General features: G+C 73.4%; 8 protein-coding genes. 6 read left to right on the top strand and 2 right to left on the bottom strand.

The features are described 5' to 3' along the window. The first annotated feature begins 3 nt into the window (after positions 1-3). From ACWD26_RS26685 to ACWD26_RS26665, 5 genes are all read left to right on the top strand, one after another. On the top strand, positions 4-3,336 hold the full coding sequence (locus ACWD26_RS26685) for an alginate lyase family protein (protein ID WP_451274250.1): 3,333 nt from the start codon (positions 4-6) through the stop codon (positions 3,334-3,336). A gap of 56 nt (positions 3,337-3,392) precedes the next feature. Further along, positions 3,393-4,619 carry an alginate lyase family protein gene (locus tag ACWD26_RS26680; RefSeq protein ID WP_451274248.1) on the top strand — a complete coding sequence of 409 codons (1,227 nt, stop codon included), beginning with the start codon at positions 3,393-3,395 and terminating at the stop codon, positions 4,617-4,619. 119 nt (positions 4,620-4,738) lie between these two features. Continuing rightward, positions 4,739-6,337, top strand: coding sequence for a carboxylesterase/lipase family protein (locus ACWD26_RS26675; RefSeq protein ID WP_451274246.1), 1,599 nt, complete (start codon positions 4,739-4,741; stop codon positions 6,335-6,337). 137 nt (positions 6,338-6,474) lie between these two features. Next, positions 6,475-7,665: an NAD(P)/FAD-dependent oxidoreductase gene (locus ACWD26_RS26670; protein WP_451274244.1), complete on the top strand. Its 1,191-nt coding sequence runs from the start codon at positions 6,475-6,477 to the stop codon at positions 7,663-7,665. Positions 7,666-7,675: 10 nt separating this feature from the next. Beyond that, positions 7,676-8,614 carry a sigma-70 family RNA polymerase sigma factor gene (locus ACWD26_RS26665; RefSeq protein ID WP_451274242.1) on the top strand — a complete coding sequence of 313 codons (939 nt, stop codon included), beginning with the start codon at positions 7,676-7,678 and terminating at the stop codon, positions 8,612-8,614. A 47-nt stretch (positions 8,615-8,661) separates the two neighbouring features. On the opposite strand, the gene ACWD26_RS26660 is transcribed toward ACWD26_RS26665, so the two are convergent. Both ACWD26_RS26660 and mmuM read right to left on the bottom strand, forming a co-directional pair. After that, on the bottom strand, positions 8,662-9,771 hold the full coding sequence (locus ACWD26_RS26660) for a LacI family DNA-binding transcriptional regulator (protein WP_451274240.1): 1,110 nt from the start codon (positions 9,769-9,771) through the stop codon (positions 8,662-8,664). Between the two features lie 94 nt (positions 9,772-9,865). Beyond that, complete coding sequence (gene mmuM, locus ACWD26_RS26655; protein WP_451274238.1) at positions 9,866-10,819, bottom strand: homocysteine S-methyltransferase; 954 nt, start codon at positions 10,817-10,819, stop codon at positions 9,866-9,868. 140 nt (positions 10,820-10,959) lie between these two features. Here mmuM and ACWD26_RS26650 point away from each other — a divergent pair, with 140 nt between their 5' ends. Continuing rightward, positions 10,960-12,387 (top strand): amino acid permease, encoded by a 1,428-nt coding sequence (locus ACWD26_RS26650; protein ID WP_451274236.1) that lies wholly within the window; start codon positions 10,960-10,962, stop codon positions 12,385-12,387. Positions 12,388-12,897: the final 510 nt, after the last annotated feature.

Genomic DNA, 12,897 nt, shown 5'->3' with positions numbered 1-12,897 from the left:
CCTGTGCTTCCCCTCAGCAGACGGTCGTTCCTCGGAGCGGCCGGGCTCACGGCCGTGGCCGGAGCCGGACTCCTGTCCGCCTCCGCCACGGCCGCCTGGGCCCGCACCACCGCGACGACCCTCACGTTCAGCCACCCCGGACTCCTGCACACCGCTGCCGACCTGGAGCGGTTGAAGAACGCGGTCGCGGCGAAGGAGTCGCCGATCCACGACGGCTACCTCGCGCTGGCCGCCCACGCCCGCTCCAAGTCGACGTACACCGTCCAGAACATGGGCCAGATCACGTCCTGGGGGCGGGGCCCCACCAACTTCCAGAACCAGGCCGTCGCCGACTCGGCCGCCGCCTACCAGAACGCCCTGATGTGGTGCGTGACGGGACAGCGGGCGCACGCGGACAAGGCGCGGGACATCCTCAACGCCTGGTCGGCGTCCCTGACGACGATCACGGGCGCCGACGGTCCGCTCGGCGCGGGCCTGCAGGCGTTCAAGTTCGTCAACGCCGCCGAACTGCTCCGGCACACCGGCTACGACGGCTGGACGGACACCGACATCGCCCGCTGCGAGCGGTCGTTCCTCGACGTCTGGTACCCGGCGGTCTCCGGCTACATGCTGTACGCCAACGGCAACTGGGACCTGACGGCCATCCAGACCATCCTGGCCATCGGCGTGTTCTGCGAGGAGCCCGTCCTCTTCGAGGACGCGCTGCGCTTCGCGGCGGCGGGCGCCGGCAACGGGAGCGTGCCGGGCCGGATCGTCACCCCCGCCGGACAGGGCCAGGAGTCCGGCCGTGACCAGGGGCACGAGCAGCTGGCCGTCGGCCTGATGGGCGACGCGGCGCAGGTGGCCTGGAACCAGGGCGTGGACCTGTGGGGCTTCGACGGCAACCGCCTCCTGGCCAACGCCGAGTACGCCGCCCGCTACAACCTCGGCGGCGACGTCCCCTTCACCCCCGACCTGGACCGCACCGGCAAGTACATCAAGAAGACTGTCTCGGCCGTCGGCCGCGGCAACGTCCCGCCGATCTACGAGATGTACCACGCCCACTACGCCGGTGTACGCGGCCTCGACGCCCCCGCCACCAAGGCGGCCCTCTTCCGCGGCACGGGCGGCGCCCGGGTGGTCGAGGGCAGCAACGACGATCTGCCCGGCTTCGGCACCCTCGCCTACGCGGGCGCCAAGGCCCCCGCGTCCGTGCCCGCGCCGAAGCCCCCGGCGGGCGTGACGGCGGTGGGCGACCGCGAGTCCGTCACCGTGGCGTGGCTGCCCTCGGCGTGGGCCACCACGTACACGGTCCGGCGGGCCACCCGTCCCGAGGGCCCGTACGAGAAGGCCGCCACCGGCCTCGACGAGCCGGCGTACACCGACACGGACGTGCGCCTGGGCCGGACGTACTACTACACCGTCACCGCCACCAACTCCGAGGGCGGCAGCGGTGCTTCGAGCCCCGTAGCGGCCACCGCCGGTCTGCCCGAGCCGTGGTCCGGCCAGGATCTCGGGGACGTGCGGATCGCGGGTTCGGCCGCCTTCGACGGCGAACGGTTCGTGCTGCGGGCGAGCGGTACGGCGGACACCTACCACCTGGCGCATCTGCCGCTGCGCGGCGACGGCACCGTCACCGCACGGATCGTGTGGCCGCTCAGCTCCCAGTACTCCAAGATCGGCGTCACCCTCCGCGACTCGCTCGACGCCGGCGCGGCGCACGCCTCGATGCTGATCCAGGGGCTGCCGCTGCACACCTGGAGCGGTGTGTGGAGCGTCCGCCCGTCGACCGGAGCGGAGATCTCCGCCACCGGCAGCACCCCGGTCCCGCCCTCCCAGCAGCAGGCAATCACCACGGCCGCCGCCTTCCCCATCTCCAGCCTGGGCACCCTGCCGGAGTCGGCGACACCTCTGGAGGCCCCGTACGTCGAGGGCGCGGGCGACGGCTACCGGCTGCGGGCCCCGTACTGGGTGCGGGTGACCCGCAAGGGCCGCCGCTGCACCGGGGCGATCTCCCCCGACGGCGTCCACTGGACCGAAGTGGGCTCCACCGAGGTCGAGTTGGGGCGCACCGTCCACGCGGGACTGGTCCTCACGTCCTGCCTGGGTGTGGACGAGGAGTACGCCGAGACCGGCAGCGGTGCCTTCGACAACGTCAGCGTCGTGTCCGCCGGCGGGGGAGAGGTCTGGACGGTGGACCGTCCCGCCCGGCGGGTCACCGATCTCCGGGCGACAGCCGGTGCCGACGCCGTCGAGCTGACGTGGACCGACCCCGACCTCTCCGCCCGCTACAAGGTGCGGCGCGCCACCCGCGCCGACGGCCCCTTCGTGACGATCGCGACCGGCGTCGGCCCGGTCGGCTTCGGCACCCGCCTCCGGTACGCGGACGCCACCGGCACCCCCGGCACGACGTACCACTACGTCGTCACCAAGACCAACAGCGGCGGCGGCGGCCCGCGTTCGGAGCCCGCCTCCGCACCGATGCCGACCCCTTCCCTCCCCCGACTCACCTCCTCCTCAACGGCGTTCGCCAACAAGGGCGACACCTTCCAGCACCTGATCCGCGCCTCGCACGCACCCGTGCGATTCACCGCGAACGGACTCCCCGACGGCCTCCGCGTCGACAGACGCACCGGCCTGATCTCCGGAACCCCCACCCGGGCGGGCGAGTTCACCGTCGCCACCACCGCCGGCAATGCGGCGGGCGACACGACCGGCACGCTCACCCTGACCGTCGGCACACCCCCGCCCACCCCCTGGACCTACGGCGACCTCGGCGATCCGGTCCTCGACGAGCGGCGGTTCGGCACCCTCGGCGTGGTCGCCGTCCGCACCCCCGGCAGCACCGCCCACGAGGAGGACGGGACCTTCGTCGTACGCGGCGCCGGTGTCGACCTGACCGTCAACAACCAGGGAATGACCGGGCAGTTCGTACGGCGGCCGATCACCGGTGACGGTGAGATCACCGCCCGGCTGGTTTCCCGTACGGGCGCCACCGCCGACCGGGTGGGCCTGCTGATGGCCAAGTCGCTGTCGCCGTTCGACCAGGCGGCCGGGGCGATCGTCGGCGCCGGGACCAGCGCCCAGCTGATGCTCCGGACGACCGTGGCCGGACGGTCGACGTTCACGGGCGGTGCCACGGTCACCGCCCCCTGCCTGCTGCGGTTGAGACGCGTCGGGACCGCGTTCTCCGCGGCGGTGTCCACAGACGGAGGTGTCACCTTCACCCCCCTCGCCGAGGGAGAGATCCCCGGCTTCGGTGACGCCCCCTACTACGTGGGCCTGGTGGTCTGCTCACGCGACCCCCTGGCTCACGTCACCGCGCGATTCAGCGAGGTGAGCATCACTCCCCTCTAGAGCCTCCCGGCCCCTCCGGGGGCCGGAAGGCTCCTCCATGGAATGGAGACGCAAAAATGAGCCGCACTTCCCCCCACAGCGGTGAGGTGAGCCGCCGCGGTCTGCTTCGGACCGCGGGCGGACTCACCGCCGCCCTCGCGCTGGGCGCCGCCTCCGCCCCCACCACGGCGGAGGCGGCCCCGGCCACCTTCACCCACCCCGGCATGCTGCACGCCTACGGCGAACTCAACCGCGCCAAGGTGCGGGTGGCCGCCGGTGACGACCCGTGGCTGTCCGGCTGGAACCGCCTGACGGCCAACTCCCACTCCGCGAGCACCTGGACGGCCAGGCCGCAGGCCACGATCATCCGCGGCGGCACCGGCGAGAACTACGGCATCCTCTACAACGACATCCACGCGGCCTACCAGAACGCCCTGCGCTGGAAGATCGCCGGCACCACCGCCCACGGCGACGCCGCGGTCCGTATCCTCAACGCCTGGTCGTCGACGCTCACCACCGTCACCGGCAACGCCGACCGGTTCCTGGCCGCCGGGATCTACGGCTACCAGTTCGCGAACGTCGCCGAACTCATGCGCGGCTACAGCGGGTTCGACCTGGACCGGTTCAAGACGATGATGCTCAACGTCTTCTACCCGCTCAACAACCAGTTCCTCAACAACCACAACGACGCCTGCATCACCAACTACTGGGCCAACTGGGACCTCTGCACCATGAACTCGATCCTCGCCATCGGGATCCTGTGCGACGACGGCGCCAAGTACGACCAGGCCGTCAACTACTTCAAGAACGGCGCGGGCAACGGCGCGATCCGCAAGGCCGTGCCGTTCCTGTACGACAGCCAGGGCCTCGCCCAGTGGCAGGAGTCCGGCCGCGACCAGGGGCACACCATGATGGGCATGGGCCAGATGGGCGCCTTCTGCGAGATGGCCTGGTCCCAGGGCGAGGACCTCTACGGCTACGACAACAACCGGTTCATGAAGGCCGCCCAGTACGTCGCCAAGTACAACCTCGGTGAGGACGTGCCCTTCACCGCCTACACCTGGGGCACCGGCCAGAACTGCGCCCAGCAGACCCACACGGCGATCTCGTCCTCCGGCCGGGGGCAGGTCCGCCCCGTGTGGGACATCCTCCACTACCACTACGCGCGACGACGGGGCCTGTCCGTCCCGTACATCACGCGCATGGCCCAGAGCGTCCGCCCCGAGGGCGGCGGCGGGGACTACGGCCCCAACAGCGGCGGCTACGACCAGCTCGGTTTCGGCACCCTGATGTACGCCAAATAGCCGTCCCGTCCACCGAACGGCCGCCGAAGACCCGGCACGACCGGAATACCGCGAAGGGATGTGGTGCTCTGATGTGAACGACGGTTCACGGCCGGGCGGGCGTGAGGAGCTGGTGGGCGATGACGGCAGACCGGCGGGGCCCCGTGGCCAGCACGCCGTACGGGGACGTACGCGGCACGTACGAGTACGGCGACGGCTACGAGGACGGGATCGCGGTCTTCCGCGGCATCCCGTACGCGGCCCCGCCCTTCGGCCCCCGCCGGTTCCTGCCGCCCGCCCCGCCCGAGCCCTGGGCGGGTGTGCGTGACGCCGTCGACTTCGGACCGACGCCTCCGAAACCGCCGTACTCGGAGGCGTTCGCCCGCTATCTGTCGGACCCCGCCGTCCCGGGGGACGACTGCCTCAACCTCAACGTGTGGACACCGGAGCCGGGCCGCGGGGCCCGGCTGCCGGTCCTGGTCTGGATCCACGGCGGGGCCCTCACCCGGGGCTCGTCGGCGGTCCCGGTCTACGACGGCGCCGCCTTCGCCCGTGACGGCGTGGTGCTGGTGTCCCTCAACTATCGGCTGGGCGTGGAGGGTTACGGCCTCTTCCCGGACGCCCCGCCCAACCTCGGACTCCGTGACCAGCTGGCCGCGCTGGAGTGGGTGCGGGACGCGATCGCCGGGTTCGGCGGCGACCCGGACCGGGTGACCGTCTTCGGCCAGTCGGCGGGCGCCATCAGCATCGGCGCGCTGCTGGCCGTCCCTCGCGCGCGGGGCCTGTTCCGGCGGGCCGTGCTGCAGAGCGGGCCGCCCGAGGCATCAGACCGGGACAAGGTGCGCCGGATGGTCCGCCGGATGGCGGCCAGGCTGAAGGTCCCGGCGACGGCCGCCGCCTTCGCCGCCGTGGACCGATCCCTCCTCGCCGAGGCACAGGCCGAGGCCGGCCGCCTCAGCAGCCCGGTGCTGGGCGGGCCCGCCTTCGGCATCGTCGTCGACGGCGAGCTGCTGCCGACCGATCCCCTGGAGGCGCTGACCGAGCACGGCGCGGCCCCCGGCGTCGATCTCCTCATGGGCTGGACCCGCGACGAGCACCGCCTCTGGCTCGTGCCCGGCGGCCTCATGGAGCGCGTCGACCGCCTCGGCACGGTCGCCCTGGCCGGCGCCCGCGCCCGCTGCCGCTGCGGCCCCGAGACCCCTCGCGCTTACCGCGACCTCCACCCCGGCATGGGCACCGCCGACCTGGTCGGCCGGCTCGTCACCGACCACCTCCTGCGCGTCCCCCTGCACCGCGTGGCGGACGCCCGCCTCGACCGAGCCCGGTCCTACGTCTACGAGTTCGCCTGGCCGTCCCGGGTCCCCGCCCTCGGCTCCTGCCACGCCCTGGAACTCGGCTTCGTCTTCGACACCGGCGACACGGCCGCCTCGGCCAGGCTCGCCGGCGAGAACGTCCCCCGTGACCTCGCCACCGCCATGCACTCCGCGTGGGTCCGCTTCGCGACGGACGGCACGCCCGGCTGGCCCGCCTGGGACGCCACCCATCCGGTCCGCGTCTTCGACGCCCCCGACGACGAGCGGATCGTGTACGGCCCGTACGACCCCGAACTGGCCCTCTGGGAAGCGGACGCCCGACGCCCGCGCCGAACCCAGGGCACCGGCCCCTTCGTCACCACCGGCCAAGGCCCCCTCCCGGCACTGCGCCGCTTCCGCCGGGCCGAGAAGGGCCAGATCTCCTAGCGATCGCGTTCTCCCGCTCGCCGCCCGAGGCTCAGCCGCTCGTTTCAGACAGGTGACCCACGTCACACCTGACTCCTGTCAGCGATCGGGGCGCCGTCTCGTTCAGGGGGCACGCCAACGAGACAGGGAGCAACGCCGTGAAGCACCGCATCGTCGTCCTCGGCGCCGGATACGCCGGGGCCTTCGCCGCCGGAAACCTGGCCCGCCGGCTGTCGCCCGCCGACACCGAGATCACCGTCGTCAACGCCGTGCCCGACTTCGTCGAGCGGATGCGGCTCCACCAGCTCGCGATCGGCCAGGACCGGACGGTCCGCAAGCTCGCCGACCTGTTCGCCGGCACAGGGGTGCGGCTGCGCCTGGCACGCGTCACCGGCGTCGCCCCCGAGCGCCGGACCGTCGCCGTGACCGGCGAGGACGGCGACGGCGAGCTCGCGTACGACACGCTTCTCTACACGCTCGGCAGCTCCGTCGCCGACCATGGCGTGCCCGGCGTGGCCGAGTACGCCTTCGACGTGACCGGCCGGACCTCGGCGCTGCGACTGCGCGAGCGCCTGGCCGGCCTGGGCGAGGGCGGCACCGTACTGGTCGTCGGTGAGGGGCTGACCGGCATCGAGACCGCCACCGAGTTCGCCGAGTCGCGGCCCGACCTCGCGGTCGCACTCGCCGCCCGCGGCGAGCTGGGCGCCTGGCTCTCCCCGAAGGCCCGCCGCCACCTGCGCCGGGCCTTCGACCGGCTCGGCATCACCGTCCACGAGCACACCTGCGTCGAAGCCGTCGAGCCGACGCGGGCGATCGCCGCCGACGGTAGGCCGATCCCGGCCGATGTGACCGTGTGGTCGGCCGGGTTCGCCGTGCACCCCATCGCGGCCGCCAGCGGTCTGGAGGTCGCCGAGACCGGCCAGATCGTCGTCGACCGCACCATGCGCTCGGTCTCCCACCCGGACGTCTACGCCGCAGGTGACTGCGCCTACGCGATCGGCGAGAACGGCCGGCCGCTGCCGATGTCCTGCGCCTCGGCCGGTTACACCAACATGCAGGCGACCGCCGCGATCATCGCGCGCCTGACGGGCAGCGAGGTCCCGACCACTGGGCTGAAGTACCACGGCAACCACATCAGCCTCGGGAGGCGGGACGCGATCTTCCAGATGGTGGACGAGGACGCCCGGTCGAAGTCCTGGTACCTGGGCGGACGGACCGCCGCACGGCTCAAGTCGGGCGTGCTCAAGGGGTCCGGGTGGAGCATCGCCCACCCGACCTTCGGCATGCCGAAGCGCAGGCGCCGCCTGGCCACCGCACCGGACCGGGCCGGTGTGCGGGTCGCCGCCTAGGCTGTCGCGCATGGACAGTGCCGCCGTCGACCGGTTCGAGGCCAGCCGTGGCCGGCTGGCCTCGCTGGCGTACCGTCTGCTCGGCTCGGCCGCCGACGCCGAGGACGCCGTCCAGGACACGTTCCTGCGCTGGCAGGCCGCGGACCGCGCACGGATCGAGGTGCCGGAGGCGTGGCTGACCAAGGTCGTCACCAACCTCTGCCTCGACCGGCTCCGCTCGGCGCGGGCACGCCATGAGCGCGCGGCCGGTGCCTGGCTGCCCGAGCCACTCCTCGAGGGCGACCCGATGCTCGGCCCGGCCGACACCTTCGAGCAGCGCGAATCGGTGTCCCTGGCCGTCCTGACCCTCATGGAGCGTCTCTCACCGGTCGAGCGGGCCGCGTACGTCCTGCGCGAGGCCTTCTCCTACCCCCACGCCGAGATCGCCGGGATCCTCGACATCACCGAGTCCGCGAGCCAGCAGCATGTCCACCGGGCCCGACGCAGGGTCACCGCCGAGCGCCGCGGCGGCGACGAGGTGGACCCCGCGACCGCGCGCCAGGTCGTCGAGGAGTTCCTCGCCGCCGCCACGTCGGGGCGCACCGAACGGCTGGTGGCGCTGCTCACCGCCGACGCGACCATGGTCTCGGACGGCGCCGGCCTGGCCAGGCGGCTGCTGCGGTACACGACCCGCGAGCGCATCGCCTCCTACGTGCGGGCCGGCTTCAAGCCCACGCCGGCGAAGCGGCGGCTGGCCGGCGGCTCCCCCGCCCTCCATATCGCGCTGGTCAACGGCTCCCCGGCCGTCGTCGCCGTGATCGAGGACCGGGTCGTGGGCGCCGTGGCGTTCGACGTCAGCGACGGCAAGGTCGCGTCCCTGCACGGCATCGCCGCCGCGAACCGGCTCACACGCCTCAACGAGGCCTGGCGGCGGCACGAGCCCGACGCGCCGGTCATCGACGCGTGGTGACCGGAGCCACCGGACTCCAGCGACTGGACTTCAGCGACCGGTGGACTTCAGCGGCCTGGATCCAGCGGCCTGGCTCGGAGCGAGACCTCACCCGGCTGAGGAATCCCGACCGCTCGCACAGAGTCACGCACCACCACATGCGTCCCCAGCAACAGGTGCTCGTCGCCGTTCTCACGCCCCCGCTGCAACGCCGTCCGCACGGCCAGCCGCCCCAACTCCTCGTACGGCACACGCACGGTGGTCAGCGGCGGGTACAGGTCCCGCGCGAAGGGAATGTCGTCGTACCCGGCCAGCGACACGTCCCCCGGCACCGACACCCCCGCCTCGTGCAGCGCGGTCAGCGCCCCCGCCGCCACCATGTCGGTCGCCGCCATCACCGCCGTGAAGTCCAGCCCCTCCGCCAGCGCCCGCCGCATCGACCGGTACCCGGAGTCCCGCGTGAAGTCCCCGGCCAGCCGCAGCGCGGGGTCCGTCTCGACACCCCGCGCGCGGTGGGCCGCCAAGTAGCCCCGTTCACGCCCCTGCGCGGTCGTGTGCTCCGGCTCGCCGCCGAGGAAGAGGATCCGCCGGTGGCCCTGGGAGAGGACGTGCGCGCACAGGGCGTACGCGCCGCCCTCGTTGTCGTACTCGATGACGGTGACCGGCGCGCCGGGGTCCAGCGGCGGCCGTCCGCACAGGACGAGCCGTGATCCGGCGGCCGCCAGCGCGTCGGCGACCTGGGCGGTGCGCGCCCGGTACTCGGGAGTGTCCGCGCCGCCGCCGACCAGGATGACCGCGGCGGCCCGCTGCGCCCGCATCGTCTCGATGAAGTCCCGCTCGTGCGCGGCGTCACCGTCGGTGCTGCACACCAGACACAGATGGCCGAGCCGGGTCGCCTCGCGCTCCACACCGTGCGCCATCAGCGCGAACGAGGGGCCGGTGATGTCGTCGAGGACGAAGCCGAGGGTGGGGGTGGCGACGCCGGCGATCGCCTTGGCGCGGGCGTCGGCGACGTAGTCCAGTTCGCGGACGGCGCGCAGCACCTGGGTGCGGGTCGCCGCGCTCACCGGGTAGACCCCGCCGAGCACCCGCGACACCGTCGCCGCCGAGACCCCGGCGCGCGCGGCCACGTCCCGGATCGTGCTGCGGCCCCCGCCGTCGGCGTTCTTCCTCGTCATGCCCCGCCCCACCCCGCCTCTCGGCAACTCCCGGTAACCGGTTTCCCCCGGAACGGAGGCTAGCAGCGGGGGAGGGGCCGAAACGCCGATCTCGTCAGCGCAGCGTCTCCGCGATCGCCGAGATCGCCTCCGGCCCCACCCGGCAGCACCCGCCGATCAGCCGTGCCCCGGCCGCCCGCCACCCCTCCACCTGCTCGGTCGTGAACGTCGACCGTCCGGTCCAGGCCCGCGCCGACGCGTCCCAGGTCTCCCCGCTGTTCGGGTACACGACGACCGGCTTGCCGGTGACCCGGACGGCCGTCTCGATCGCCCCGTCCACGTCGCCGGGCGAGCAGCAGTTCACGCCCACGGCGACGACCTCCTCGGCGTCGGCGGCCAGGGCGAACGCCTCCTCCAGCGGCTGCCCGGCGCGGGTGCGGTCGCCGGCGACGGTGTACGACAGCCAGGCCGGCACGTCCAGACCGCGGATCGCCCGCAGCAGCGCCTCGGCCTCGTCGGTGTCCGGGATCGTCTCCAGGGCCAGGACGTCGGGGTAGGTCGCGGCCAGCGCCTCCAGGCGGGGCCGGTGGAAGCGCTCCAGCTCGGCGACGCTCAGCCCGTACCGGCCCCGGTACTCGGAGCCGTCGGCGAGCATCGCCCCGTACGGGCCGACCGAGGCCGCCACCAGCAGCGGGCGCGTGATGCCCTTCGCCTTGGCCTCCATCGCCGCGTCCACGGCCAACTCAACGCTCAGGGACATGAGTTCGGCCGCCCGCTCGCGCCGGATGCCGCGCTGGGCGAAGCCCTCGAAGGTGGCCTGGTAGCTGGAGGTGATCGCCACGCTCGCGCCCGCCTCGAAGTAGGCGAGATGGGCCTCGGTGATCGCCTCCGGCCGCTCGGCGAGCAGCCGCGCCGACCACAGCTCGTCGCTCAGGTCGTGTCCGGCGGACTCCAGCTGGTTGGACATACCGCCGTCGAGGACGAGGACACCGTCGGCGAGGGCTTCGGCGAAGGGGGTCGGGCGGGGGCCGGGGATGCCGGGGAAGGCGCCGGGCGTGTTGCTGGTCATGCCGACGACGGTAGTCGACCCGCAGAGGCCGCACCCAGCCGATTGTGTCCAGTACATGAACAGATTGACCACCATATGGGACGCGGCGATACGATCACGCCCTCCCCGTCCCCGTCCCACCCCAGCCCCCGGGAACCGCCATGACCACCACCAGCACCCCAGAGGCCGCCGAGCCCGAGCCGACCCCGGTCACGGAGCCCGATCCGGCCCCGGCGACGACCACGGCCTCCCCGGGCCGCAAGTTCGGCCTCGGCGCCGCCACCGCGCTCGTCATGGGCAACATCATCGGCGGCGGCATCTTCACCCTCCCCGCCGCCGTCGCCCCGTACGGCACGGTCAGCCTGCTCGCCTTCGTCGTCCTCTCCGTGGCCGCCGTGCTGCTGGCGCTCCTCTTCGGGAAGCTGGCCAGGCGCAGTCCGGTCACCGGCGGCCTGTACGTCTACCCGCGCGACGCCTTCGGGCCCTTCGCGGGCTTCCTGTCGGCCTGGTCGTACTGGACGATGTGCTGGGTCAGCATCGCCGCCCTCGCCGTCGGCGTGGTCGGCTACGTCGACGTGCTGATACCCCTGGGCGACAGCAAGGTCGCCCTGGCCGTCGTCGCCCTCGCCGCCCTGTGGCTGCCGGCCGCCGCGAACTTCGCGGGCACCCGCTATGTCGGCGCCGTGCAGATCGTCTCCACGGTCCTGAAGTTCGTGCCACTGCTGCTGGTCGCCACCATCGGCCTGTTCTTCATCGACACCGACAACTACGGCCCCTTCAACGCCTCCGGCGAGAGCACCCCCGGCGCGCTGGCCGCCGCTGCCGCGCTCCTCCTCTACAGCTTCCTGGGCGTGGAGTCGGCCGCCGTCAGCGCCGGTGAGGTCCGTGACCCGGAGCGCAACGTGGGCCGCGCCAGCGTCCTCGGCACGCTCGCCTCCGCGCTCGTCTACATCCTCGGCACGGTCGCCGTGTTCGGCCTCGTCCCGCACAAGGAACTCGTCGAGTCGGGGGCGCCGTTCGCCGACGCCGTGAACTCGATCGCCGGCGGCAGCTGGGGTGGCACGGTGATCGCGCTGGTCGCCGTCGCCTCGATCGTCGGCTGCCTCAACGGCTGGGTCCTGCTCAGCGCCCAGATGCCGTACGCCGCCGCCCGCGACGGGCTCTTCCCGAAGCCCTTCGCCCGCCTCGGCAAGGGCGGTGTCCCCGGCTTCGGCGTCCTCGCCACCGCCGTCCTCGGTACGCTCCTCATCGTCGTGAACTACGCGGACGACCCGGACACCGCCTTCCGCGTCCTCGTCCTCATCACCACGTTCACCGGTTGCGTCCCCTACCTGCTCTCCGCCGCCGCCCAGCTCTACTGGCTGGCCCGGGGCACCCGCGAGCGGGTCCGCCCGGCCGGCCTGGTCCGCGACCTGATCGTCGCCGCCCTCTCCTTCGCCTTCTCCTTCTGGCTGATCGCCGGCGCGGGCTACGCGGCCGTCTACCAGGGCGTCCTGTTCCTCTTCGCGGGCATCCCGGTGTACGTGTGGCTGCGCGGCCGCCAGGAGAAGACCACCGAGACCGTGACCGACGACGAGACCACCGCTTAGGCAGGCCCGAGCCCGCTCACCGTCGCGCGCACGGCCCGGCACCCGGCGTTCGGTTCCCGGGCGTCGGCCCTCCGGGCGTTCGGTCCTCCGGGCCCCGGGCCCCGGGCTTCTGGTCCTTCGGGCCCCCGGGTCTTGGTCCTACGCCCCTCCGGGCGTTCGGTCCTCCCGGCCCGCCCCCGGCCTCCGGCCCCCGCCCCCGGGCCCCGGTCCTCCGGTCCTCCGGGTCCGGCCCCGGCCTTCCGGACGTCTGGGCCTCCGGGCCTCCGGGCCTCCGGGCCTCCGGCCGTCTGGGCTCCGGGCGCCTGGGCTCCAAGCCTCTGGGCTCCGGCCCCCGGCCCCCCGGCCCCACGGCCCACTGCCCCGGGGCCCCCGGCCTCTGGGCCTCCGGTCCCCCGGGCGTCTGGGCTCCGGGCACCTGGTTCCAAGCCTCTGGGCGGCTCCGCCCCGGGCCTCCGGCCCCCCGGGCCTCCGGGCCTCCGGGCCCCCCGGGGGCCGGGGGGGCCCGGGGGC

Source organism: Streptomyces sp. NPDC002787 (genome assembly GCF_053592095.1).
This window is presented reverse-complemented; position numbering and strand designations above follow the sequence as displayed.